18 protein-coding genes are annotated in these 25,868 nt (G+C 44.4%); 12 read left to right on the top strand and 6 right to left on the bottom strand.

Annotated features, from left to right (window positions below):
• The first annotated feature begins 223 nt into the window (after positions 1-223).
• The 5 genes from purL (at position 224) to cydX (ending at position 8,160) form a co-directional block, all read left to right on the top strand.
• On the top strand, positions 224-4,105 hold the full coding sequence (purL, locus tag L2729_RS13645; RefSeq protein WP_248988784.1) for a phosphoribosylformylglycinamidine synthase: 3,882 nt from the start codon (positions 224-226) through the stop codon (positions 4,103-4,105).
• Positions 4,106-4,683: 578 nt separating this feature from the next.
• Complete coding sequence (locus L2729_RS13640; RefSeq protein ID WP_248988759.1) at positions 4,684-5,004, top strand: hypothetical protein; 321 nt, start codon at positions 4,684-4,686, stop codon at positions 5,002-5,004.
• Positions 5,005-5,315: 311 nt separating this feature from the next.
• Positions 5,316-6,872 carry a cytochrome ubiquinol oxidase subunit I gene (locus L2729_RS13635; RefSeq protein WP_248988758.1) on the top strand — a complete coding sequence of 519 codons (1,557 nt, stop codon included), beginning with the start codon at positions 5,316-5,318 and terminating at the stop codon, positions 6,870-6,872.
• Positions 6,873-6,887: 15 nt separating this feature from the next.
• Entirely contained in the window at positions 6,888-8,027 is a 1,140-nt protein-coding gene (gene cydB / locus L2729_RS13630) for a cytochrome d ubiquinol oxidase subunit II (RefSeq protein ID WP_248988757.1), read from the top strand.
• 16 nt (positions 8,028-8,043) lie between these two features.
• The gene (cydX, locus tag L2729_RS13625) at positions 8,044-8,160 is read left to right on the top strand and encodes a cytochrome bd-I oxidase subunit CydX (protein WP_101093332.1); all 117 of its coding nucleotides are present in this window, start codon (positions 8,044-8,046) and stop codon (positions 8,158-8,160) included.
• Between the two features lie 546 nt (positions 8,161-8,706).
• Here the strand turns inward: cydX and L2729_RS13620 are convergent.
• The 3 genes from L2729_RS13620 to L2729_RS13610 form a co-directional block, all read right to left on the bottom strand.
• Positions 8,707-10,710 (bottom strand): methyl-accepting chemotaxis protein, encoded by a 2,004-nt coding sequence (locus L2729_RS13620; protein WP_248988756.1) that lies wholly within the window; start codon positions 10,708-10,710, stop codon positions 8,707-8,709.
• A gap of 283 nt (positions 10,711-10,993) precedes the next feature.
• Positions 10,994-14,083 carry an efflux RND transporter permease subunit gene (locus L2729_RS13615; protein ID WP_248988755.1) on the bottom strand — a complete coding sequence of 1,030 codons (3,090 nt, stop codon included), beginning with the start codon at positions 14,081-14,083 and terminating at the stop codon, positions 10,994-10,996.
• A 5-nt stretch (positions 14,084-14,088) separates the two neighbouring features.
• Complete coding sequence (locus tag L2729_RS13610) at positions 14,089-15,201, bottom strand: efflux RND transporter periplasmic adaptor subunit (RefSeq protein ID WP_248988754.1); 1,113 nt, start codon at positions 15,199-15,201, stop codon at positions 14,089-14,091.
• A 162-nt stretch (positions 15,202-15,363) separates the two neighbouring features.
• Between L2729_RS13610 and L2729_RS13605 the strand changes: the two genes are divergently transcribed.
• Positions 15,364-15,978: a TetR/AcrR family transcriptional regulator gene (locus tag L2729_RS13605; protein ID WP_428848251.1), complete on the top strand. Its 615-nt coding sequence runs from the start codon at positions 15,364-15,366 to the stop codon at positions 15,976-15,978.
• A gap of 167 nt (positions 15,979-16,145) precedes the next feature.
• A complete protein-coding gene (locus L2729_RS13600) occupies positions 16,146-17,030 on the top strand; it encodes a DUF6268 family outer membrane beta-barrel protein (protein WP_248988752.1) in 885 nt (294 codons plus the stop codon).
• Positions 17,031-17,045: 15 nt separating this feature from the next.
• On the opposite strand, the gene L2729_RS13595 is transcribed toward L2729_RS13600, so the two are convergent.
• Both L2729_RS13595 and L2729_RS13590 read right to left on the bottom strand, forming a co-directional pair.
• Complete coding sequence (locus L2729_RS13595) at positions 17,046-17,603, bottom strand: chalcone isomerase family protein (RefSeq protein ID WP_248988751.1); 558 nt, start codon at positions 17,601-17,603, stop codon at positions 17,046-17,048.
• A gap of 28 nt (positions 17,604-17,631) precedes the next feature.
• On the bottom strand, positions 17,632-18,111 hold the full coding sequence (locus L2729_RS13590) for a DUF2947 domain-containing protein (RefSeq protein WP_102038951.1): 480 nt from the start codon (positions 18,109-18,111) through the stop codon (positions 17,632-17,634).
• A gap of 590 nt (positions 18,112-18,701) precedes the next feature.
• Here L2729_RS13590 and L2729_RS13585 point away from each other — a divergent pair.
• From L2729_RS13585 to L2729_RS13565, 5 genes are all read left to right on the top strand, one after another.
• Positions 18,702-19,775 (top strand): hypothetical protein, encoded by a 1,074-nt coding sequence (locus tag L2729_RS13585; protein ID WP_248988750.1) that lies wholly within the window; start codon positions 18,702-18,704, stop codon positions 19,773-19,775.
• On the top strand, positions 19,772-22,369 hold the full coding sequence (locus L2729_RS13580) for a hypothetical protein (protein ID WP_248988749.1): 2,598 nt from the start codon (positions 19,772-19,774) through the stop codon (positions 22,367-22,369). Before L2729_RS13585 ends, L2729_RS13580 begins: the two co-directional genes overlap by 4 nt.
• Positions 22,366-22,551 (top strand): hypothetical protein, encoded by a 186-nt coding sequence (locus tag L2729_RS13575; protein WP_102038948.1) that lies wholly within the window; start codon positions 22,366-22,368, stop codon positions 22,549-22,551. Before L2729_RS13580 ends, L2729_RS13575 begins: the two co-directional genes overlap by 4 nt.
• A 2-nt stretch (positions 22,552-22,553) precedes the next feature.
• Positions 22,554-22,856 (top strand): hypothetical protein, encoded by a 303-nt coding sequence (locus L2729_RS13570; protein WP_102038947.1) that lies wholly within the window; start codon positions 22,554-22,556, stop codon positions 22,854-22,856.
• Between the two features lie 804 nt (positions 22,857-23,660).
• Positions 23,661-24,479, top strand: a complete 819-nt coding sequence (locus L2729_RS13565) for an HNH endonuclease signature motif containing protein (protein WP_248988748.1) — start codon at positions 23,661-23,663, stop codon at positions 24,477-24,479.
• Positions 24,480-24,956: 477 nt separating this feature from the next.
• Here L2729_RS13565 and aguB read toward each other — a convergent pair whose 3' ends face one another.
• Positions 24,957-25,832 (bottom strand): N-carbamoylputrescine amidase, encoded by an 876-nt coding sequence (gene aguB / locus L2729_RS13560; protein ID WP_248988747.1) that lies wholly within the window; start codon positions 25,830-25,832, stop codon positions 24,957-24,959.
• Between the last annotated feature and the right edge of the window lie 36 nt (positions 25,833-25,868).

Below are 25,868 nucleotides of genomic sequence, written 5' to 3'. Positions count from 1 at the left end.
CTTAAGTGTTGCAAGAAAAGTGCGATTTTTCATCAAGGGTTCAGTTTTAGTATGGCGCTAAATCAACATTTTGCTCAGCAAATCGACAAAAAATAGCGAGCACTTTTTCCTATACGGGAAACACTGTTTTCTATAACGACTGCTAATGATTTGTGGCAAACATTTCCCTATAATGGCGCCAGATCTGACCCTGCAATTATAATTTATAAGGTAGAAAAACGTGATGGAGATCATCCGCGGAGCCCCAGCACTTTCGGCGTTTAGAGTACAGAAGCTGATGGAAGCTTGTGAATCGGCAGCACTACCCGTGCGCCAAATCTATGCCGAGTTTACCCACTTAGCTGATTTGAAAGAATCACTAGATGAAAATGAAACTCAACAGCTTGAAAAAATCTTAACCTACGGCCCGGCTATTGAAGCACACCAGCCAGAAGGTCAACTCCATTTTGTTACCCCCCGTCCCGGTACCATTTCTCCTTGGTCTTCTAAAGCTACTGATATCGCCCACAACTGTGGACTCGATAAAGTATTGCGTTTAGAGCGTGGTATTGCTTACTACGTTGTTGCTGACGAGTTGACAGGCGAACAAGCAAAGTCGTTATCTGCACTATTACATGACCGCATGGTCGAAGTGATTTTAACGGACTTTAATGCCGCCGATATGTTGTTTGTTCGCACTGAACCTACAAAATTCAAAAGCGTTGATATTCTTAGTGAAGGGCGCAGTGCGCTTGTATTGGCTAACACCACATTAGGGCTGGCATTAGCTGAAGATGAAATCGACTATCTTGTCGAAAACTTTAAGTTGTTAGGCCGTAATCCCCACGATGTTGAATTGATGATGTTTGCACAGGCAAACTCTGAGCATTGTCGTCATAAGATCTTCAATGCAGATTGGACTATTGATGGCGACGTACAGCCAAAGTCATTGTTCAAGATGATTAAGAACACCATGGCTGTCACACCCGATAATGTCCTCTCTGCTTATAAAGATAATGCGGCGGTAATGACGGGTGCTACCGCGGGGCGATTTTTCCCTAAGCAAGATGGCGTTTACGGTTATCACACCGAGCCGATGCATATCTTGATGAAGGTGGAAACCCACAACCATCCAACAGCAATCAGCCCCTATGCGGGCGCTGCGACAGGTTCTGGTGGTGAAATCCGTGATGAAGGCGCTACAGGTCGTGGATCTAAGCCAAAAGCGGGTTTGACCGGCTTTAGTGTTTCAAACCTTAAAATCCCTGGCTTTGTTCAACCCTGGGAAGCTGATTACGGTAAACCCGATCGTATTGTTACCGCGCTAGATATTATGACTGAAGGTCCATTAGGCGGCGCTGCATTTAACAACGAGTTTGGTCGTCCAGCGCTGGTCGGTTACTTCCGTACCTACGAGCAGGAAGTTAATAGTCACAATGGCGTTGAAGTCCGCGGCTATCACAAGCCTATTATGCTTGCGGGTGGTTTAGGTAACATTCGCGAAGATCATGTGCAAAAAGGTGAGATCACCGTTGGCGCTAAGCTTGTTGTGCTCGGTGGCCCTGCAATGAACATTGGTCTTGGCGGTGGTGCTGCCTCTTCAATGACATCGGGCCAATCAAGTGAAGACTTAGATTTTGCTTCTGTTCAGCGTGAAAACCCTGAAATGGAACGTCGCTGCCAAGAAGTGATTGATAGCTGTTGGCAGATGGGTGATGAAAACCCAATCCAGTTTATCCATGATGTGGGTGCTGGCGGTTTATCGAATGCTTTTCCTGAGCTTGTTAACGATGGCGGACGTGGCGGTAAGTTTGAACTGCGTAACGTACCCTCGGATGAGCCAGGCATGAGCCCGCTTGAGATCTGGTGTAACGAGTCGCAAGAGCGCTACGTTATGTCAATCGCACCTGAGAATCTGCATATATTTGTCGCCATTTGTGAACGTGAACGTGCACCGTTTGCCGTTGTTGGCGTCGCCACTGCAGAGAAAGATCTGATCCTAAGTGACGAACATTTCGAAGACTATCCAATTGACCTTCCATTAGAAGTCTTGTTAGGTAAAGCCCCTAAGATGAGCCGCGACGTTGTTAGCGCTAAAGCCATCTCCGCTGCGCTTGATCAAAGTAATATTACCGTTAAAGAAGCGGCGCACCGTTTGCTACGCTTACCGACGATTGCTGAAAAAACCTTCTTGATCACCATTGGTGATAGAACGGTAACCGGTCTGGTTAATCGCGACCAAATGGTGGGTCCATGGCAGGTTCCTGTCGCCGATTGTGCTGTCACAGCGTCAAGCTATGATGCCTATGTTGGTGAAGCTATGTCGATAGGTGAGCGTACGCCGCTGGCACTGCTCGACTTTGGCGCATCTGCGCGTATGGCAGTTGCGGAATCAATCTTGAATATCGCCGGTACTGATATTGGCTCGTTCAAGCGGATTAAGTTGTCTGCTAACTGGATGTCACCTGCGGGTCACCCTGGTGAAGATGCAGGTCTTTATGAAGCGGTTAAAGCGATTGGCGAAGAGCTATGTCCTGACTTGTCACTGACTATTCCAGTGGGCAAGGACTCAATGTCGATGAAGACAGCATGGGAAGATAACGGCGTTCAAAAAGCCGTGACCTCACCTATGTCATTGGTGATCACCGCGTTTGGTGTAGTGCAGGATATTCGCAACACCGTCACGCCAGAGCTACGCACTGATAAAGGCGACAGCGAACTGTTATTGCTCGATTTAGGCTTAGGTCAGAATCGTCTTGGCGGTTCTTGCTTAGCGCAGGTTTACAGTGAACTTGGCGATATCGCGCCAGATCTTGATAACTCAGCGACGTTAAAAGGCTTCTTTGAAGTCATTCAACCGCTAGTTGCGGACAGATCAATTATTGCTTATCACGATAGAAGTGACGGTGGCTTATACACCACACTTGTTGAGATGGCATTTGCTGGACACACTGGCTTAAACATCGATTTAAGTGCATTAGCAGGGACTGACGTTGAGCGTCTATTTAACGAAGAACTCGGAGCAGTAATCCAAGTTCGTCGTGAACAGTCTGCTGCGATTAGCGCTCAGTTTGTGGCTGCGGGCGTTCCTTGCCATAAAGTTGCCGAGCTAACAGATAGCGACCAAATCGCCATCTTTGATGCTGAACGTGAAATCTTAACCGAATCACGTACCTCCTTGCGTACCCTTTGGGCTGAAACCACTTACCGCATGCAAGCGTTACGTGATAACCCTGAGTGTGCCAAAGAGGAGCATGAGCTTAAACAAGACAATAACGATCTTGGTCTGACGGTTGATTTAAGCTTTGACCCAAGTAAAGACGTTGCAGCGCCGTTTATCTTAAAAGGTGCTGCACCTAAGATGGCTATCTTACGTGAGCAAGGTGTTAACTCGCATATCGAAATGGCGGCTGCATTTGATCGTGCCGGATTCGAATCGACAGATGTTCACATGAGTGACATTCTCAGCGGTCGGATCAGCTTAGAGGAGTTCCAAGGCCTAGTGGCTTGTGGTGGTTTCTCTTACGGTGATGTTCTGGGTGCGGGCGAAGGCTGGGCTAAGTCAATCTTGTTTAACGAGCGCGCTCGTGAGCAGTTTAGTCAATTCTTTGAACGCAATGATAGCTTCTCGCTGGGTGTGTGTAATGGTTGTCAGATGTTGTCGAATCTAAAAGACATCATTCCTGGTACTGAATTATGGCCACACTTCGTGCGCAACCGCTCAGAACGCTTTGAAGCCCGTTTCAGTTTGGTTGAAGTGCAGAAGAGTCCATCTTTGTTCTTTGAAGGGATGGCAGGTTCTCGTATGCCGATTGCAGTCTCTCACGGTGAAGGTCGTGCAGAGTTTGCCTCACCTGAGGCATTAGCCGCCGCTGAAGCATCAGGCACCATCGCACTGCGTTATGTTGACGGTAATGGTCAAATAGCGACTCAGTATCCACAAAACCCTAACGGTTCACCCAATGCAATTACGGCATTGAGTTCAACTGATGGCCGTGTAACGATTATGATGCCGCATCCGGAGCGTGTCTTTAGAACGGTTGCCAACTCATGGCACCCAGATTCATGGGGTGAAGATAGTCCCTGGATGAGAATGTTCCGTAACGTTAGAAAATCAATTGGTTAATTAGCATTAGCGTATAAACTCGCTAAGGTTAACCGCCTCAAAGGCCCCTAAATATTAGGGGCTTTTTTTATGCCTAAATCTAAAATGAAAAAAAGAGTAGTTAAACAGGCGATTAGGTCAAATTTAGCGATGCATGTAATGCTAATTTAAGGTGTTTTACCCTTGTTGGGCAATGTCGAATGACTAAGTACAGTTATAGCAGGTTAGCGAAAAAAGCTAATGGAAAGGGGAGCTTATAGAAAACGTGAATTTTGAATATTAAAAAGCCACTCTTATTGCTAAGAGTGGCCGCTTTGCGCTAACAAAACTTCAAGATTAACCTTGCAAAGAAAACTTAAATTAACGCTCTCTTGATGTATAAAGCTCAACGAAAACACGCTGATAACGGCTAACTAGACGCTCAAAAAATGTATTCATAATGGTATCTCCACGCTTGATTGATGATATAAGCGGAGAAAAGTCTTTCCGGGCAACTTCACCGGGTTAACTAGACCGTCTCCTTAACTTGGTGCTCATTCTATGCGAAATCATTTTTCCCATCAAACGAGAAAAATTACAGTGTAGTATTAGAAAAACTAATGAATTTTACATGGTGTAAATGTCGGTTGATGACATTGATTTTTATAAGCGCCTGTTTTTATTGTATTTTGCTTTGGGCGTTGTTTTTGATCAATGATTTTAGCGATAGTAATATTGTTGCTTTAATTGGTGTGATTTTAATTTTGTCTATTTATATGGGTAAATGTATTGCTAGCGCTATAAATTACTTGTTTACATCTGCTTATCGTGACTCCTATCATGGGTTAAATCTTCTGTCAATGGTGGGCTGGGTGGAACTGTGTGCTCTAGCCCAAAACCCATTGAAAGCGAATGCATTGATTGATTTGAATCAATTCTGAATGGTATAAATCTCCTGCAGATAAACTTATTTTGTATTGCAAGTGACTGATATTAACTAATTTGTTGGTTTTACGCTCACAAGTTTGAGATGTCGATCACATTAGCTGTTGATACTGTGATGGTAAGCTATCGATTGATAGTGTTTTGCGCTTTAAATTACAACATTTATGAATTAAACAAACAGACGCAGTCAAGTGGGCTTTTTATAACGATAGCCCAGTTTACTGCATTAATATTTCTGTATAGGCAGTTACTGTTGTTGATGGGGATCTAACAATAGTAATTGGACGCACCACCTAAGGAGTCACAAATGATTTTAGAAGAGGTTGTTGAGCTGTCGCGCTTTCAGTTTGCGATGACGGTCATGTATCACTTCCTATTTGTTCCCTTGACCTTGGGGCTAGCATTTCTGCTAGCCATTATGGAATCACTTTATGTGATGACCAGTAAGCAAATCTATAAAGATATGACCAAGTTCTGGGGTAAGTTATTCGGTATTAACTTCGCGCTCGGTGTAGCCACCGGTTTAGCGATGGAGTTTCAGTTCGGTACGAACTGGTCATACTATTCACATTATGTAGGCGACATTTTTGGCGCGCCGCTCGCGATTGAAGGCTTAATGGCCTTTTTCCTCGAGTCGACCTTGGTCGGCATGTTCTTCTTCGGTTGGGACCGATTTAGCAAACGTCAACATCTTGCCATTACTTGGTTAGTCGCCCTAGGCTCTAACATGTCGGCGCTTTGGATCTTGGTGGCTAACGGTTGGATGCAAAACCCTGTGGGTAGCGAGTTCAACTACGAAACCATGCGTATGGAGATGACTAGCTGGGGAGAAGTGTTATTTAACCCCGTTGCACAGGTGAAGTTTGTTCACACTGTAGCATCAGGCTATGTTGCTGGTGCAATGTTCGTCTTGGCGATTAGTGCCTTTTATATCCTGAAGAAACGTGACCTGCCATTTGCTCGTCGCTCTTTTGCTATCGCAGCAAGCTTTGGTATGGCATCTATTCTGTCAGTTATTGTACTGGGTGATGAGTCTGGCTATAAAGTCGGTGAAGCACAGCGCGTTAAACTCGCCGCTATTGAAGCTGAATGGCACACAGAGCCTGCTCCAGCAGCGTTTACAGTGGTAGGTTTCCCTAATCAGGAAACACAGCATACTGATTATGCGATTAAAATCCCGTACGCAATGGGAATTATTGCCACTCGTTCATTAGACGAACAAGTGACCGGTATTAAAGATTTAATTGCTGATCACGAAGTGCGTATTCGCAACGGTATGGTGGCATATGGCCTACTTGAGCAACTTCGAACAGGCAATGAAACCGCTGAAATTAGAGATGCATTTGAAGCGTCGAAAGGTGATTTAGGCTATGGCTTCCTGCTGAAACGTTATACCGACAAGGTTATTGATGCGACTGATGAGCAGATTAAAATGGCTGCCAATGACTCGATTCCAAATGTAGCGCCTATATTCTGGTCTTTCCGTGTCATGGTGGGTGCTGGTGTTGTGATGTTGTTAGTGTTCGCTGCAGCATTTTGGCAGAGTACGCGTCATCAGATTGAAGAGAAAAAGTGGGTACTTAAAGCGGCGCTTTATAGCCTACCACTGCCTTGGATCGCCATTGAATGTGGTTGGTTTGTGGCTGAATATGGTCGTCAACCTTGGACAATATCTGAAGTGTTACCGACCTTTATGTCAGCTTCAAACTTGTCGGTCAACGATCTGTTGTTCAGTATCATCTCAATTACCATCTTCTATGCAATCTTGTTAGTGATTGAGCTTTTTCTAATGATTAAGTTTATCCGTCAAGGTCCAAGTTGTTTGAAGACGGGTCGTTATCACTTTGAAAAGCTAGATGCTTAAACTGGAGATCTGATTATGTTTGACTATGAAATGTTAAGATTTATCTGGTGGGCACTTGTCGGCGTGCTGCTCATCGGTTTTGCTGTCACTGATGGCTTCGATATGGGCGTGGGTGCACTACTACCGATTATCGGTAAGGATGACACTGAACGTCGTATCATGATTAACTCTATCGCCCCGCATTGGGACGGTAACCAAGTTTGGTTAATCACTGGTGCAGGCGCATTGTTTGCGGCATGGCCTACTGTCTATGCGGTTTCTTTCTCAGGTTTTTATATTGCAATGATGCTGGTTCTATTTGCATTGTTCCTTAGACCTGTCGGTTTTGATTACCGTTCGAAGATTGAAGATCCAAGATGGCGTAAGTCATGGGATTGGGCATTGTTCGTTGGTGGCTTTGTACCGCCACTGATCATCGGTGTTGCGTTTGGTAACTTGCTTCAAGGTGTTCCGTTTAGTTTTGACGAATACCTACGTGCAACTTATCACGGTGGCTTCTTCGGTCTATTGAATCCGTTCGGCATTCTTGCTGGCTTAGTATGTGTGAGCATGTTTATGCTTCAAGGCTCTACTTGGCTACAGATGAAGACTGAAGGCGAGCTACGTGTGCGTGCGACCAAAACATCGCAGGTGTTATCAGTACTGTTATTCGTGTTTTTCGGCGCAGCAGGCGTATGGTTGGTAAACGGTATTGACGGTTACGTTATTACTTCTGTTATCGACACTTACGGTGTATCTGATCCAACGCTTAAGACTGTAGCAGTTGAAGCGGGCGCTTGGATGGTTAACTACGATAAGTACCCTGTCACTATGTTATTCCCTGTATTGGGTCTACTAATGCCAATCTTAGTGTTGCTATCAAGCCGCATGAACCGCTCAGGTTTTGCGTTCTTCTTCAGCTCACTTGGTATCGCAGCGGTTATTTTAACCTGTGGCGCAGCAATGTTCCCATTCGTGATGCCATCATCGTTAGATCCGAATGTGAGCTTGACCATGTGGGATGCAACGGCGAGTAAAGTGTCACTTACAGTAATGACATGGGCTGCAATCATCTTTGTACCGATTGTATTAAGCTACACTGTTTGGACTTATTTGAAGATGTTTGGCCGCTTATCGCGCGACTTCATCGAAAAGAATAAGACCTCACTCTACTAAATAAGGAGCTTAGACTATGTGGTATTTTGCTTGGATTTTAGGCGTATTGTTAGCCTGCTCCTTTGGTATTATCAACGCTCTTTGGCTTGAAAATACTGAGAACATGGATCGAGATATTGAGACTGAAGATTAACTTCTGATGAGTTGAATGATCCTAAAAAGCCTCGCAATTGCGAGGCTTTTTATTGCCCAAAAAAGAGATAGTTGAGTAACGTTATTTCACTAACTGCATGTTAAATATGTCATTTTTCGATCGGCAAAATCCTGCATTTCGAAGCTGTTTAGCGATAGCTATATCCATGTCTCTTTATTTTCTATGCAGTATCATCTCAAACAAATCATCTTTGATGAATAGCATCTGCTTACCACTGAGAATGACTACTTCAGCTAATGGCAATGAAGCTGATTGTTGTGCGGAGCCTAAAGTACTCTCAGACCCAAGTTAATCGAGTCATTGCAGACGCTGGAATGTGGCAGGGGACACTTGATGCCCACTAGCGGTTGGCATGTCAGCGAGATGGTGTGTAATAGTTGAAGGTAATAAATGCTGAGCCAGTGCTTGTTTTCAGTTAATTCAAACTAGAAGGCAACAGCTTTAATACTGTTGCCTTTAGGTGAGGGGCTAGACCAACAGCCTAGATTTTAAATAGTGAGTAATCAACTCTCCATTGGCTATATTCTAAGCCTTAAACACACTGATTTTTTGCTTAATATCATCGGCGATAAGGGCAAGGTTTTCAGCTGAGTCGACGGTGTCACCCGAACGCTGTTCTCCATCTCTGGCGAGTTCGGTAATTTGGTGGAGGTTACGGGTTATCTCCTCCGCTACAGCGCTTTGTTGCTCGGTGGCGCTGGCGATACTGCTCGACGCAACCGCTAGCTCACCAATACTTTCAGTGATTTTAATCAGTAGCTCAGTTGCTTCTTTACCTTGAATAGCAGAGCGATCGCCCAGTTCATTACTCTGAGTCATTTGAGTCGCAGTCGCTTTGACTTGAGTTTGAAGTTGGGTAATTGTATGCGAGATCTCTGATGTCGACGTTTGCGTGCGCTGGGCTAAGGTACGCACCTCATCTGCAACAACCGCAAACCCGCGGCCTTGATCACCCGCTCTAGCGGCTTCAATGGCGGCATTAAGCGCGAGTAGATTAGTTTGCTCTGCAATACTATTAATTACTTCAGTGACTTGGCTAATCGCGAGGCTTTCTTTACTGACAAGTTCAACACTTTCATGACTGGTCGCCAGTTGTTCGCTGAGGTTTTGTAAACCGATGAGCAGCTGATTTAGGTGCGCGGTACCATCTTGCGCTGCACAATCAACTTGCTGGCTCATGAGCGCGCCTTCGCTAGCATGGTTGGCCACGTCACGCACCGAGGCTGACATCTCTTCAATTGCGGTGGCAATTTGGTCTGTTTGCGCCATTAAGCCTTGAGACTCTTCACCATTAAGCCTTGCCGTTTCTTGAGTTTGCATTGCATGTTCTTGCAGAGAGGTCACTGATTGCTGTAGCGAAATGATCAGTTCTCTAAGGTTGGTTGCCATCCTTGAGGCGCTTTGAGTGATTTTGTCGACTTCATTGTTTGAATTACTGTCGGTGGTTGCAAAGCTTTGTGACAGGTCGCCTTTACCTAAATTGTCGAGTTGTACTTCAAGTTGTTGCAGTGGTTTAAGTGCTCTAAGCAAAATCAACGACAGTAGTAAGGTGATGATAATTAAGCCTGCGGTGGAAACAATCAAATTGACGGTGAGCAACTTACCACTCTCTTCATTGAGCTCTTTCATCGGCACTTGGCCGACAAGAGCCCAGTTCCAACCCGGTATGTTGAGTGTATATGCATAGGATTTTGCCCCATCATTGTTGATGAACTCCCATGAACCTTGATCCGTCAAGGCTTGCTCTACAGTGATACCATTAAGCACACTCTTGTTTGCTTCTGCACCAATTTCATGGCCTGGTTGGGCTACAATCGTTTGATCTGATTTACGAATAATGAGAAAGCTGCCGGTTTCTTCAAGGCGTAGATTATTGGTTGCGCTACGCAGCTGTGCTAACGAGTCGCTGATATTAAAACCGATATAGAGAATACCAATGACAGCCCCGGCTTTATTTTTAATCGGACGGTAAACCGTCATATAGTCTTTACCGAATAGGCGTGCATAGCCCTCATAGGTTTGGCCTTGCAGTAAGATACTGTAACCGGGATGATTTTTTCCAAGATAAGTACCTAAAGCACGTTTTCCATTGGCTTTTTTTAGCGATGTTGCTATGCGCATAAAATCATCACCGTCTCTCACAAATACGGTTGCGTTGCCGCCCGTTAGCTTGGAGTAGCGATCGACTTTACTTTTAGAGGAGTTGATTTGCTCGCGTTCATGTACCAGTGCAGGTGTGTCTATGCTTAATACTCGCACAGTTCTATCAGGCTTATGGAAGTTGCCAGGGTACATGGCTCTAAAGACATCTGCATTACGTTGGGCGAGTGATAACAAACTGTCGTATTGAAGCTCAATAAGATCGGCGGTGCCGTTCATTTGAGCCTGCATTGCAGTTTCTGCTTTTTCGGTTAATACATTAGAGGCGGAAATATAGGAGGTACTGCCTAACGCACCGAAAATAATAAGCGTAAGAATAAAAGTGACCAATCCAATTTGTTTGGCCACTGGCCATTTTTTATAATTCATGACGGTTTTAGTTATCTGTAGGATGTTGCGGTTAATCTAATAGAAATTAAGGATAAGTTATTTGATGTAGGTCTATAACTTAAGCCGTTTTAACTAAAATGCTAAAAAAATGGGACCTTAATGTGGTTAATCTGTTGGCCGACAATAGGATAAGTGTTTGCTAAAGTTTAAAATTAGGTGAAAGGCGTATCATTTGCCCCGACGAACAGGACAAATGATAGCGTTTTTAACTCTTATGATTACACGTTAAGGACCGCTGTTTGGCACCATAGCGACAAAAGCCTTAACTCTTTGCATTGGCCATTAGCGGCAGCGGCGAGTCGGGTTGAGTTGACTTTTTAGGCCGCATAATTAAGTGATACATGGTAGGGACCCACACTAAAGAGAGCAGGGTCGTTAGCAGTGTGCCTCCTGCAATAGCAATGGCAAAGGGGGGCCAGAACCCGCCGCCAGCAATAATCAAAGGTAAGAATCCACCGATAGTGGTAATAGTAGTTGAACCTATGTGGCGTCCGCAGCTGCTGACAAGGTCAACGATGACTTGAATGTTGCCATCGCGGGTCGCAGGCACCTCTTCTAGCTCTGCTAAAATGACGATAGCAGCGTTAATCGCCAGTCCCATTAAGCCGAGTAATCCAATAATAACGGTAAATCCAAACGGATAACCGAAGGTATAAACCGCGAGTAATCCAAGTCCTGCTGATTGCATTGCACTGAATAATATAATGCCGGTTAACCTAAATGAGTTAAATGACAGGACCACTGTGGCAAATAGCAAGGTTACCACTAACACCAAGTTGGACATTAGATTGCCGACAGCTTCATTGCGCTTTGCGCTTTCACCACCAACCTCAATTTTGTAACCGCTGGGGAGAGGAATCGCATCGAGCTTTGCTTTGACGCGGTTGAGCACCTCTTGCGGTAATACTCCACTGGTGATGTAAGCCTCAATGGTATTGACGCGCTGACCATCGCGACGTGGGATAGCCCCGCGGCTCACCTCTATTTTACTGGTCGATATTGCCGATAACGGAATACCATTAGCATTGCTTGATACCAGCATTAATCCCGACAGTTTTGTTTGCTCTTCACGAGTGCTGTCGTACAAGCGCACTCTAATAGGCAGTGACTCTGTTTGTTCTAAGATACTGCCGCCGTTAATGCCAGTGGTTGCCATTTCAACCTGTTTGGCGATATCTGTTAACGACAAGCCACTCATTAAGCTAGCATCTTCATTGACCTGCAGCCATATCTTGGGCGCACCAGCACTTAAGGTGGCACGAGTATGGATAACGTCAGGGGTATCACTGAGCACCTTTCTTACCTGTTCGCCCAGCAGTTTGAGCTGATCTAAGTTAGGGCCAAATATTCTTAGCTCGACGGGCGCATTAAAAGGCGGGCCTTGTTCTAACTTTCTGACAATCACTTGAGCTTGTGGAAAGGCTAAGTCGAGTGATTTTTGTAACTCAGGAATAAGTCGGTTAGCGGTATCAAAGTCACTGACCTTAACCATCGCCTGTGCATAGTTATTCGCGCCTTGCTGCCTTTGTAATAGGTTGTAGTAAAAAGAGGGAGCATTACCACCGACAACCCAATCAATACGGGTTATTCCTTGAGTTTTTCGCAGTTCCTTATCCATTTTTTCAACTTGGATACGGGTATTATCAACGCTCACGTGAGGTGCTAGATAGACCTCTATTTGAAACATATCTCTGTCTGATGGTGGAAAAAACTGTTCGGTCATTTTGCCAGCGGCAATAAAGCCCATCACGGGTAATACGCCAATGACCACGGCTGACAATAAAGGACGAGACAAGGCAAAAGACAAGCTGCGTTTAAAGGCATTGCTCATCATAGGTAGCTTTATACCATGATGATACCAATGGGTGCCTTTACCATCGACACCAAATCGACCCGCAAGTCCGGCGATAATGGTGTGCGAGATAATAAATGAACCGAGCAGGGCAAACATCACTGAGATAGCAATGCCGCCAACAAATTCTCCTGCAGCACCTGGCATCAACACAATAGGCGCAAACGCCAACATGGTGGTAATTGTTGAACCAGCCAAGGGTAGCCACAAATGTTGCAAGGTCTCTGTCACCGCTTGGATCTTGCCTTTGCCTTGCTGTCTGCGTTGAGAAATCGCGTCCACAATCACAATGGCGTTATCGACCATGATACCTAACGCGACTACTAACCCCGTGACGGACATTTGGTGAATAGGCAAGCCGATGTATTTCATACACGCTAGTGTAAATAAGGCGGTTAATGGCAGTGATAAGGACACAATCACGGCGTTTCTTATTCCGAGTGTGAGCATTAACACGGCAAGAATAATGACAAAGCCGAGCAACAGGCTACCGACTAATCCGCTTAATCTGTCTGTGGTGTAATGCTCTTGGTCAAACAGCCATTCGATTTCGATATTGGCAGGGATCCCGGCTTGCATCTCATCAACCACAACACGTACTTTTTCAAGCCAAAGATCAACCCGGGTATTGTTAAGCATGCGAGCAGCAACCATGACTCCTTGCTGCTGCTCAACCAATGCAATACTGGTGGCGGGCATCTTAGGTTGTCGAGTGATCTTGGCCAGATCGCCTAAGCGAATGATCTGTCCATCGTTGGTCACTTTTAACGGGACTTGGCGTATACGTGCAATCGAATCCAGTTCACCAGAGACTTCAACCAGCGCTCTAAAATCATCATTATTAATTTCACCCGCAGAGACTTTTGCGTCAGCATTTTGCAGGATCTGGGCTATTGTCTTTGATGTTAACTGCAGTTGATTGACTTTATGGCCATCAAGTTGCACTAAGATTTCTTCAGTTGGTTGGCCATAAAGTTTGACAAAATTAGTGCCATTTAGCAGTCGCAGTCGACTCTGCAGCTCTTTTGCATAGCGGTTGAGCATGTCGGTACGCACTTCGCCGCCACCGCGCCAAGCAATGCCTAAAATGGCGGTGTTGGCGTAACCCACTTTGTCATCTAAGATGGTATTTTGCGCCGAAGCTGGGAGTAATCCAGAGGCGTCGGCAATCATATCTCTGGCGCGAGACCAAACAGGAGCCGTTTCTAAAACGTTGTCTTTGAGCTCAAGCTGAATAACCGAAATGCCAGGGCGAGACGTTGACTGCACCAGCTTTAACTCTTCTAAACGTCTTAATTCACTTTCGAGTACTTCCGTCACAAGGGCTTCAACGCGCTCGGCGGATGCCCCCGGATAGTGGGTGATAACCGATGAAAAACGGTTGGTAATATCGGGATCTTCCATGCGTGGAAGGCTTGAAATAGCCCCTAAACCTGCAACCAGTAATAAGGCAATGACTAAGCTAATTAAGCGGCCATTTTCAACTAATGCTTTAACCATCGTTATTACCTCGTTGCCAAGTTAGTTTGGCGAGTCACAATTTGGCCTGCAACTAACTTATGTAAGCCTTGATTGACATAGGCTTCGTTAGCTTTAACCGCGCCATTGATAAAGGCTTTATCTTTTAAGGTGTAGATTATTTCAACATCTCGGCGCTCAATGCGGAAACGTTGTTCACTGTCTTGGGTTAACACATAGATATTCCACAGACCGCGGATACCATCGGTAAGCGCAGATATTGGCACCCAATAGCCTGCCGTATTGATAGCATGTTGGTAGGTGAGGTAACTCAGCTCGCCATTAATAACGTTGGCATCAGAGGGCAGGGTCACTCTTAGCTCGACGGTGCGTGTCACGGGATCTAATTGCGCGCCGATCCCCGCAATATTAGCTTGGTAGTCTTTATCTCTAACGCGCAAGGTTACCGTTTGACCCGTGGTTAAGGTACTCGACACCTCAACTGGCACTCCGATATAAGCTTGCACATTATTGTCTTGGATTAAGGTGAACACTGGGCTACCTAGGGCGATAACTTCGCCGAGATTACGGCTACGTTTACTGATGGTGCCATTGAATGGGGCGAGTAGATCTGACTTTTCAATTTTAAGCTGATTGGCCTGAATTGAGGCATTAAAACGACTTTTTGCGGCCAGTAAGCTGTTGAGTTGACCTTTTAACTCATCCAGCTGCTGCTCGGAAACATAACCTTGTTTTTTAAGCTCAAGACTACGATTTAATGTTGCGGTAGCAAGATCTACATCGGCTTTGTTTTGCGCTAAACTCGCTGTCAGTTCATTTTTTTCAGCCTGTAAAAGTCGAGTATCGAGTTGGGCTAAGAGCTGACCTTCAACGACGCTGTCACCACTGTCGACGGTGAGTGCATTAATTTTACCGGCTAGCTCAAAACCGACACCTGTGGTGTTACCGGCGCGGATGGTGCCTGAAAACTCTTGGGAGTAGGGGTAAGATGACTCTGCTATTAACTCACTGCTGCTGACGGATTGATAGTTGGGTAACTCAGGGGCTTCGATGGGTGCATCTTGGCATGCAGAAAGAAAACTTACAGCAACTAAGCTTGTAAGCAGCATACGGCGAGTCACAGCCCTTTTAATATTCATTTTATAAAATCCGTTTGAGTTAAGTTAATGGTTAACACAATGTATGAAAAACGTTAAACTAGACTGCACAGTCTATTTCTAAAGAACTAGACTGTCTAGTCTAGTTTATGATTAAATAGTTAATTGAACTATTTCAGCCCCCTAGAAAGAGCGTAAATGCCAATGAATGCACCTGTGATGAGCCGTAGCGAGCAAAAAAGAGAGCAAATATTACTGGCTGCAAAAGAGCTTTTTTGTGGCCAAGGCTTCCCGCATACCAGTATGGATGAGGTTGCTAAGCTGGCAGGGGTCTCAAAGCAAACGGTGTACTCACACTTTGGCTGTAAAGATGATCTGTTTGTCGCTTCGATAGAATCTAAATGCCTCATTCATGGTGTAAACCAAGAAATGCTGTCTGATCCATCGACCCCCGAAGATAACTTAGCCTTGTTTTCCAAGCACTTCGCTGAGGTTATCACCAGTGCTGAAGCGATAACGGTGTTTAAAGCCTGCGTATCGCAAGCCGATACTCATCCAGAAATTTCCAAATTGTTTTACAGTGCGGGGCCGGAAAATATACTGCGCATATTGAGTGACTACTTTATTAATGTCACAAAATTGGGGGTCTATAAGTTCGATAACCCACATCACTGCGCGGTGAGATTTTGCTTAATGACGTTTGGAGAAATGAGAATGAAGCTAGAACTTGGCTTAGATGTCTCAGATCTTGTAGAAGACAGAGCGGAATATATCAGCGGTAGCGTGAGCATGTTTTTAAATGCCTATCGGGCGAAGTAAGCCCAATATTTACCTTGAGCAGTTAATGGCTGCTCTTTTTTTACAAACATTAATAACCGACGGCGTCAGTTGTTGATGTTACAAAGTGATCCTATTTTATTTAACAAGCGTAAGATACAGTCACAACAATAACGATAAGTCGTCTCCTTTCTGCTAATGGAGTTAGCATGCACATAAAACCAATTCTCATGACCTCAATGGTCCTTTCTGCTGTGGCACTTTCCTCTTTCGCCCAAGCAAAACCGAGCAAACCCTATTCGCCATTGAGTGTGAGTGTATCGCGAATCGCGACCGGAACAGCGGCCGTTGGCGAGCAAGGTAACGGATTACAACGCGACCAATGGATGTTTGATGTAAAGACCGGAATGCGGCTCAATAAGCAGTGGTCTATTGGGGCTAAGTTAGGTTACGACAATCTCGATTATGACTGGTCTTCAACCAGTATTGCTGGTCAGCAGACATGGGACAAGATTGAGCGCTATCGTGCCAGCTTGTCATTGTCGTACCGTCCCGATCAGCATTGGATGTTTATGCTGGCGCCTAAATTACAGTATGCAGCGTCCGATAATGCATCATTAAGTAATGCGCAAAGCTATGGTGCTTTTCTATCGGCAATGTATCGCTTTAGCTCAGGCAATATGATTGGCTTTGGCGTAGGTTATCTCAATGATATTGATGAAGTCAGAACCGTGCCATTTATCGCGGTCAATTGGCAAATCACCGAGCAGCTTAAATTGGGTAATCCATTCTCAGCAGGATTTAGTGGGCCTGCAGGTTTAGAGCTGAGTTATACCCTGAATCCTGATTGGGACTTTGGTGTGGGTACATCTAAAAGAACTAATCGGTTTTTGATTGCTGATGATGAAGAAACGGCAGAAATTGATGAGTGGGTAAGCTTTGCGCGCGTAGGCTGGAAAATAAACTCCTCCTTTAGCGTTAATGGCTATGCTGGTTACTTTTTCAATGGAGAGCTTGAACTGAACCCACAAAACAGCAAAGAAGATATTGAAAACCAAGGCGCATTGGCCTTGGATTTTACCTACAAATTTTAAGCTGAAAAATGGATGTTACTGGCCCAACATGGCTTCTTTTAAGCTGTTTTGGGCCGGTTCATCACCTAACCAGATCTTCAGTAATGCTTGGCGGAATGGTTCACTGGCAATGGTCGCTTGCGCTTCACCATTTTTAAACGCCGTGACGCCAGAGGCTTTACTTGCCAGTAAGGTAAACTGATCGCCGTCAACAATCTCTGCGCTAAAGAGCTGCATAAATTGTACTATTTGCGCTTGAATCGCCTCGGTGTTTCCATCTGTTGCATCATCGAAGCCGTCATTGATAGCCTCTTTCATCTTATCGGCAGTAATCATACCCGAGGTAATGTTCAGTCTCACTGCAACGTTGTCAGCAGCCAATACAGCCGCAGTGTTATCTATGACAGTTGGGACATATAAACTACCGACATAAAGGTCGATAAAAAATTTACTGCGCACACCCGCACCATTAAGCACTAGCGGCTGCTCGTTTAGCGTGAGCGTTTTGACAAGCTCAACACCCGAGATCTCTTTAGCCTGTAAAGAGAGTGGCAGCAGCGCAGCAGCAATCACAATAGAAGAGATAAACTTCATAAAAACCTCAAATAGAAAGGGACAGGGCTTAACCACGCGTACCCAATTGATACTCACCACTTTGCAGAAACATAATCGCTTGCTTTTGCTTCGGTGAAATAAGCAATGGACCATCGTCAAAAAACAGGAAGCATTTCCAGTTTCTAACAAATACATCCCAACGGGTTTCAATCACTTGATACTTTTCATAGCAAAAATAAATCTTGGCTGCATCCTGCCAATTAATATGTTCGGCTATAGGCTCGGGGAGAGCGGGTTCTTCACTGTCCCAGGCACTTTGCCACGGCTCTGGTAATGCCCAAGCGTCTTGCTTGGCTGCCCAATCGCCTTTACCAAATTGCTCGGCGCAGCTACTTTTATTGCTTATCCATTTATTCCAAACTTCCATCGACGCCTTTTGAGAAAGCGGCTTAATTAGCGCTTTATCTTCATCGGTCACTGGCAGATCTTTATGATTAAAAATCCACTTACGTTTGTACTGTTCTAATGGAATATAGGTATCTGACACGCGACCTCTCTGTTGAATTTAATTAGCTTAAAACGCAGTGCTCAGCATTATATACGCAAGGGACATAGATGGGGATATTTTTAATGAGTGTACTTGGTTATGGTTGCAGTCATGCGCGATAGGCCATTTAGATAATAACCCTAGCGCTATCATGGTCGTTGCCGTGGTGCTACGACACTGCGGCAAAGTGTGTTTTAAGATGGCACTTTAACAAACGCAATATATCATTCGGTAATGAAACTATTAGCCCTATCACCACCTTATTTACCTATCCAGCGGGAGCTCTGAAAGGTGCATTTTGAAGTGGCTGCTATATAACGCTGCAAAAATAACGGATTGGCGTAAGGATGCCGAAAACAAACAGGTGATTGCTGGTTCGATCGTCTCCAAGCCATTTTTTAACCAAGCCCAATGACAAGGTGATAACAGCTAGCAGAGGGGGCTGATAAGCTTAAATGCTTGAATTAGTGACTCTCATCCCTTGTAAGCGCACAACTTTAACACTTAAATGACGCATTTAATTACAACACGTTGCATTTATGTTGTAGGTGTATTATTTTGCCAGCGATAATAATAAAGAAGGATTGTGTGTGTTGTTACTAAGGACTATCTCGTTATATTTTTTGCTGGTTTTTTTGCTTTGGGGTTGTGCGGTAGATAAAAGACCTGATCATTATATCTCAGCTATTCCTGTCAGCCGCTCATTGGCTGCGCATGCAAGCCATCTTCCACAGCACCGCCAATTACAAAATGCGCTAAAGCAGCGAAACCTAATCATCTCAGAGACGGGTGAAATACTGCCTATTAACCAAAGTGTTTGTAATGCAGCGCTGTTTTATCGGGTCACTGACGCTACTTTTCCGCAATATGTCGGTAAACATCAAGACTTACTCTCGGGGTTTTATATTGATGTGGCAAGGGTTAATAACGACTGGGTAGTGGTAGATACTGACAATGATTTTACTCAGAGCCAAAGGCGACTCACTTTACCTGCTTTGGCGCTAGCGTTAACGCCAAAGCTGATGAGGCATGATGCGATTATCATTAGGCCTGAACCTGAGACAAGGCTCTCAGATCTAAAAGAGTTGCTTCAATCAGCTAAAGCCCAATTTCCACAGCATTCATTGCAATTTGTGGTAGCAGAAAAATATGTGGTGCAAGTCGAAAAATCTGGCGTTAAAGGCGTATCAGACAGCACTGCTCAATCTCATCCCTATCTTGCGGCAACATCACTGACTTCAGATGCGCGCAAGCGGGTGTTAATGACCGTCGATAGCTTTAATGTCGCTGAGCCAATCGCCATCATCGTTGACACGCAGCCATTAACAGCCTGCATGCAGGTCAATAAAAGTGTGGTACTTGCACCAATACAAAAAATTATAGCGCCGCCATTAACAGTGGATGCGGTGTTACTTGCCAACGTATTGCCGTCTAATGCTGATTTTAACCGTCTCGATGAGCAACAACGGCTACTGAGTGACGGCCAATATTTAACGATTGATAACCGGCAGCAAAGTTATCCGCTGAGCAATAAAATGGACACCAATCGCTGTCGCCAGTTAACGCCAGGCGATGAGCTTTATCAATATTGCTTAGATAGACAACAAGACGGCGACACAGCCGTTACCACTCAAAAATACATCATGAAGAAACAACAACAATGATCTCAAGCACGTTTTCAAACCACGCAAAAATTTTGCTATTACTGCTGCTCTTTGTGGTTTATGTCTGTTTAGAGTTATCGCTAAACATCTTACTCATCGATATGTACGCCCAACCTATTCAAGCGGTCTTTGGCGAGCATAGCATTACCGCGGAGAGGTTAGAGTTATTCGGTCGAACGCTTTCTGGATTTGGCTTAGCACTGGCTGTGGCCACCTTTATACCTGCGACGTTGTTTAATCGGCTTATTCGCGATGAAACAAAAAAGGTAGAAGCGGGTAAACCGCTGAATCCCAAAACTGCTCAGCTTATCAATGGGGTTTTTCGCCCGCTGATACTGGTCTTGGTCTGGGCCTTAATTATTCCTTGCTTGAGGATCGCGGTTGATGGCGTTGTCGATACCACCTCAAATGATAAAAAGCTCAGCGCCGTCAGAGCCATTGTTTATAAAGAAGCCTATTTAGCAGAAACTGTTGCGATTGAAGGTTTCCCCGAGTTTGATGACATTGTTAGCGACCCGAAACGCAAAGATTTAATGGTGGCATTAATTCCTTCTCTGGCTTACTTCTCTGCAGGATTCAATAAGTTGATTGAATCTAACCTCGACAATATGGCCGACCAATTTCTACTTAATCGTCAAGAAGTGGCTTTTATCACTGAGGCCATTCCGCGCATTAGGCAGTTTGACCGTACCTATAAACAAGAGTTGGCTCGCTATCAAAAAGCCAATAAAGCGTATTTAGTGGCGCTCAAGAAAGAGAATAACTACAGCCTGATTGAGCAAGAGCGGGTGGCGTTACTGAACCAGGCAAATGACAGCATTACCAATCATTGGAAAAGCTATTCGCAAGCGCTGCTCGACGCAGATAATTACCGTAAGGATGTGGCTGAAGATGCTAATAATCCGATAAGAAAGGGCTATAGCTCAGTCAAAGATGACTATTTTAGCTCAAGCTGTAAATCAGATTGCCGCCAACAACTTAAAGTCGACTTTGCCAAGTATCTAAGCACACTGAAATACGACACTGGAGAATCTTTTGGTGTTTACCTGACGGCGGATGATATCACCGTTGCCAAAATGCTTAAGTCAAAGTATTACCTTATGTCGATGTTCGAGCGTGGGCGAATTAAGTACATACACCGGCTGTATGGTATTCCTGAAGAGATGGAGTACGAGCAATATAATGACTCACCGCAAGCGTTGACGGTGGCGGTTGATGTCTTTAACAAGCAGGGCGTTAAGGTGGCTAACGATTGGACATTGAGTGACCAAAGAGGATTACATCAAGCCATTGAAGCTAAATATAAAGGCCGCGCCAAAGTGTTGTGGAATGAGTACCGGAAAAGCGCGCGTTTTTCCGTCACAAAACCGCGTCTAGATCGAGTCGGCTTTGCCCGTTTACCGCAGGTGACTAAGTACGCTAAAAAAACGCTGGGCAACTACTATTTAGCCGAATTCACCCCCAGTATTTCAGAGCGAAAATACAAGAAGCTGTGGCTCGCTAAGCAAGATAACATCTCCTTTATCAAAATGGTGACCTCTACGGCGGCCACTGCGGCTTTCTCACCTGGTGGCAGTATGTTCATGCTGGGTAAAGACGCCGTCAAGTTAGCGGTTATTCCGCCAATGAGCATTGCTGCAAGCTTACTGGCTATCTTTTTGTTATTTATCAAATTGGGTGTGTATTTGTGGTCAAAAAGCAAAGGCTACCTCACTCTGGCGATGCTTGCTGGTGCGATTGCTTTTGGGGTTCCGGTGGGAGCCTCAGTGACGGACAAAAATGCTTATCACGTTATGATGGGGAATTTTGCTGAAGCCTTCAGTACTGTCGACCCTTTCGATCGCATTTTCACTATTGGTTTTGGTTATGTGCTGGATGTTGAAAATGGCATATTCCAAACCTATCGGGATCTTAGTGTGGTAAGGCTGGTGGGCCAAATCATCAAATATCGGCCACCTTATCAACCGCAAGAGTCAAATCAACCCGTTGAGACCATTGCGCTTGAACATGAGCAATATTTTTTAAGAGCTTATGACGATCTTGCTTATGGGTGGTTATCATTTCTGCCTAAGCATTACGGCTTTGGTGAGGTGATCAAACCGTTCGACACCAACATTACGGTACTGAAGCAAGATATGAATGTCGGTGCTTATATCGGGGTTCGATTAGAAAATGAAAAAGTGGCTGCGGTTAATATGCCTAACTTTTTACAAAACTCTGATATTGGCTTGCTCGCAGAGCAAAAGTTTTTCTATAAACCGGATGTGGCTGGACTGGTTTCTGAGTTTGCTTCTAATTTTGACGACCCTCAATATTGGCTTCAATTAGGCCAAGGTGATGTTGGCAAAGAGTCGTTAATACAAAAGCTTGAAGTTAACATGACCGCTTATCTTAATCATCAGCCATCCACGTTATCGCTGCTGAATACACTGCATAAAAAGGGTCAAAATAATTTGATCTTACTTGAGCTTAAACGTACCAAGAAATACCGCTGCTTTGTACTTGGGGTCGTTGATGCCCAGATGATCAGTGACTCGATTAACGTCAACTTCTTCGATTATGAAGAGCTGCCCAAATGTAAGGCCGTCCTATGATAAAAAGTATTACCATTTCGATTGTTGAATGGCTGGCAGAAAACCTAGTGCTGCTGCTCTTGGTCGGTGTTTTATTTATTGTCATTCAATTTTTTAACTTACAAGAACATCAAGCAATAAGTGATGCGGCTAAGCACGCTGAGATTATAAAAATTAAACTTTCACTGATTACGGAACAATAACCATGACCACGGAAACTAAGCCTAAACGGTTCTCTTTCAAGTTTGATGTCTTTAGTCTAATGACGTTGGGAGTGGTGTTATATATGGCCTTTAGCGCGCATACGACCAACATGAAGAACGCAGAGAAGTTAAATGGATTACTGAGCAAATATGAGCAAACGCTTGATGCGGCCATTGCTAACGATAAAGTGACATTGGATCGCTACCAAAAAAACGTGAAAAAAGCAGTGCAGTCATTGTCGCCAAAAGAGCGGCAGTTGATGTTAGCCTTACTTGAAATTGAACGAAAGAAAGAAGCACTTTAAGCACTAAAGAACAAGGCGCGTATGCTGCCTTGTTCTTGCTAGCGGGTAAACGTGAGCCGGCACCTACACCTAGATTATCTACGGCTGCGCAACCGCGATTTGATCTGCTTGAACTTCAGTTCATCATTCATCAAGCGCTATTCAAGTCACTTGGTCAGTCTATTTAACATCCAGAGTGGCTAGTGTGTCGACAGGTAGCATTCACGCTATTGAGGTTAATCGCCAGCTTAACAAGCTCACTTATCAATCTGTCTCTGTTTGAAATTCACTGCTCATATTAATGAAGTTGCTGTTCGCTAAGCAGGAGAACAAGCTATTTTTGTCATTTGAAATAACGGGCAGACAGACAATGCGAACCTAAAAGTCTCGAGGTCAAACGACAGAAGGTGTACGTCTTTTCCGCGAGTTACCCCTTCGACATAACAGAAAAGTCGAGTTAGGCGAGTTTATGCTGGCATATTAACCGATTGAGTGGGCTTAGAGCTGTACGCATTAGGGCAAAAGTGTCACTATCGATCATCTAAGCTGAACGATTGCCCGTTAGAGCGTCATGGGTGGGTATAGTTTTTATATTAAGATGCAAATCGCGAGTAAGCTATTGGGCCACACCCACCTGTCGATAGACAGAGCTCTTAACAATAGCCTGTATCACTGCAAGCAACTATTTCTACTTAAATACTAGGGACTGATATTAAAGTATCTAAAGTGCTAAGTTAGTAAAGGAGATAGCACTGCTTTCAGATTAAGACTGGCAAAAGATGTTTAATCGTTTATTTATTAATAATAAAAATTACAAGGAACAATATGTTACAGCTAACTAATTCTGTTTGCGAAGCCCTTATTTGTGGTGTTTGGCGTTTAATCCCAGTTGAATCAATTCATGGGGTTAATAACGTCATGCGTAGATGCCCAGAGTGTCACGCATCTATCAAGTTAATGAAGGGAAAAGAAGGACAACGCGCGTATTTTGAGCATGAAAAAAGAAACCCTGATTGCAGCCTTGTGACGTCGAAAGGTAAAAAAACTCAGTATGTTCATGCGTCGGTAAAAGTATCAGAAAAAGATAGAGAAGATAGTGAGAAACTTGAAGATCTAATATCACTTTGTATCGGTAATGAGCAAGTGATCAACGACGGTGACATTGGTGAAGATCTTATCGATGCGTGTGATTCGCCTTTATCTGCTCTAGAAAAAAGACATGAAATAAACGCTCGCGTAGGCCAAGGTCAATTTAAAGATGAAGTGATCAAGGTATGGGGCAGTGAAACCTGCGCATTAACACTGACGCCTGTGAAAGAGATACTGGTTGCTTCACATATTAAAGCTTGGCGCAATTGTGAAAACACCGCTGAACATTTAGAAGGTGCTAATGGCATTTTGTTGTGTGCTCATATCGATAAGTTATTTGCTAAACATCGCATCACCTTTAAAAAGGTTGGGCGTGAATTTAGATTGAAACTGGCTGATGATTTAGACAGATCACTGATGACTCAATTGGGGATCAATGAAGGCGATGCACTCGCAACTGGCAGAATGAATGCCGCAGACCTTGAAAAGTTTGAAGATTATTTATCTCAACACCAAAAGATTTTTAATCTGCTAAATGACAACAATATAGATTAGCCCCAATAAATAGCACAACAGTTACTATAAGTTGTTCTATTTGTTGTCTAATCTATAATCGAGTTGATAAGCAGTCAAACCAATAGGCCAGCCATGATAGTGGCCTTATTTTTTTGAAGTTTGGCTAGGGTTAAACCTGCAATTTTAGATATTTGAGGATGCTCATCAGACTGTTGTCGATGATGCTATTACCTAAATCTGGTTCAACCTAGATTGGTCTTGAAATACGCCCTTTTATCATTGTGTTAGTCACACAGTGAGGAGGGCTTTTCTGTATATGGACCAGCAAGATGGATTAACATTGAGCCAATAGCGTTAGCTATCTCAATGAATAACCCGTTAAAACCACTCCTGAGGTTAACCGCTGCACTTGAATGCATCGTGGCGATGGATATGTTGAACTGCACCGATACTCTTTATCGGTAACGGTCATCGCTGACGGCCAATGGCGCCTGCTATTGACGCCATTGGTGTCGATTATAACTTATCTGTCGTTAGCGATAACAAGCCAGAGTAAAGATCTGGCCTCCTATCTCTAAAGAGCCCCCAACTATGGCGTGCTTTACTTGTTGCCGCGAGATCGATTTCAGCATAGATAATCTCCTCACTATGTCGCTTAGCTTCAGCAAGTATTTTTCCAGTGTGATCGGTAATAAATGAACTGCCATAGAAACAGGTCTCTATGCCGTCATCGGTTTCAATACCGGTTCGATTGGCTGCGATAACAGGCACTAAATTGGCCGCAGAGTGACCTTGCATTGTGCGTTGCCAGTGATCTTTGGAATCTAAGCTTGGGTCTTGAGGCTCAGAGCCAATCGCCGTGGGATAAAAGATAGCTTCAGCGCCAGCAAGAGTGAGGCAACGCGCTAACTCGGGAAACCACTGATCCCAGCATATTCCAGCGCCGAAGCAGCCGTAACGGGTGTGCCAAACCTTAAACCCGCTATCACCCGGGCTGAAATAGAATTTTTCACAGTAACCCGGTCCATCGGGAATATGAGATTTACGGTAGTTATCTAACACACAGCCATCGGCATCTATCATTACCAGTGAATTAAAGAAGTTATTGCCTGAACGTTCAAAATAACTGATGGGGAGCACAACCTGTAATGATTTTGCCAGCTCACTCATCGTCTGTATTAAGGAATGCAGATTTAGCTCCTCAGCTAAATCAAAATATTTGGCGCGCTGTTGTTTACAAAAGTAGGGCGCAGCGAACAACTCTTGCAGTAAGATCACTTGAGCACCTTGCTCAGCGGCCTCCTTAACGGCTTGAGTCGCCTTAGTCATATTAGCTTCTAAATCCCAAGAGATAGCGAGTTGAATCGCGGCGAATTTGACGGATTTTGACATTGATAGATCCCTTATTGCTCATGGATAATCGAGGGG

This window comes from Shewanella gelidimarina, from assembly GCF_023283945.1.
Taxonomy (GTDB): domain Bacteria; phylum Pseudomonadota; class Gammaproteobacteria; order Enterobacterales; family Shewanellaceae; genus Shewanella; species Shewanella gelidimarina.
Note: the sequence above shows the minus strand (reverse complement) of the source record. Positions and strands in the feature narration are given on the sequence as shown.

What these genes read in the sequence shown, in the direction of transcription:
- purL (WP_248988784.1), top strand. Translation starts at nt 224, where the DNA reads ATGGAGATCATCCGCGGAGCCCCAGCACTTTCGGCGTTTAGAGTACAG.
- L2729_RS13640 (WP_248988759.1), top strand. Translation starts at nt 4,684, where the DNA reads ATGAATTTTACATGGTGTAAATGTCGGTTGATGACATTGATTTTTATA.
- L2729_RS13635 (WP_248988758.1), top strand. Translation starts at nt 5,316, where the DNA reads ATGATTTTAGAAGAGGTTGTTGAGCTGTCGCGCTTTCAGTTTGCGATG.
- cydB (WP_248988757.1), top strand. Translation starts at nt 6,888, where the DNA reads ATGTTTGACTATGAAATGTTAAGATTTATCTGGTGGGCACTTGTCGGC.
- cydX (WP_101093332.1), top strand. Translation starts at nt 8,044, where the DNA reads ATGTGGTATTTTGCTTGGATTTTAGGCGTATTGTTAGCCTGCTCCTTT.
- L2729_RS13620 (WP_248988756.1), bottom strand. Translation starts at nt 10,710, where the DNA reads ATGAATTATAAAAAATGGCCAGTGGCCAAACAAATTGGATTGGTCACT.
- L2729_RS13615 (WP_248988755.1), bottom strand. Translation starts at nt 14,083, where the DNA reads ATGGTTAAAGCATTAGTTGAAAATGGCCGCTTAATTAGCTTAGTCATT.
- L2729_RS13610 (WP_248988754.1), bottom strand. Translation starts at nt 15,201, where the DNA reads ATGAATATTAAAAGGGCTGTGACTCGCCGTATGCTGCTTACAAGCTTA.
- L2729_RS13605 (WP_428848251.1), top strand. Translation starts at nt 15,364, where the DNA reads ATGAATGCACCTGTGATGAGCCGTAGCGAGCAAAAAAGAGAGCAAATA.
- L2729_RS13600 (WP_248988752.1), top strand. Translation starts at nt 16,146, where the DNA reads ATGCACATAAAACCAATTCTCATGACCTCAATGGTCCTTTCTGCTGTG.
- L2729_RS13595 (WP_248988751.1), bottom strand. Translation starts at nt 17,603, where the DNA reads ATGAAGTTTATCTCTTCTATTGTGATTGCTGCTGCGCTGCTGCCACTC.
- L2729_RS13580 (WP_248988749.1), top strand. Translation starts at nt 19,772, where the DNA reads ATGATCTCAAGCACGTTTTCAAACCACGCAAAAATTTTGCTATTACTG.
- L2729_RS13575 (WP_102038948.1), top strand. Translation starts at nt 22,366, where the DNA reads ATGATAAAAAGTATTACCATTTCGATTGTTGAATGGCTGGCAGAAAAC.
- L2729_RS13570 (WP_102038947.1), top strand. Translation starts at nt 22,554, where the DNA reads ATGACCACGGAAACTAAGCCTAAACGGTTCTCTTTCAAGTTTGATGTC.
- L2729_RS13565 (WP_248988748.1), top strand. Translation starts at nt 23,661, where the DNA reads ATGTTACAGCTAACTAATTCTGTTTGCGAAGCCCTTATTTGTGGTGTT.
- aguB (WP_248988747.1), bottom strand. Translation starts at nt 25,832, where the DNA reads ATGTCAAAATCCGTCAAATTCGCCGCGATTCAACTCGCTATCTCTTGG.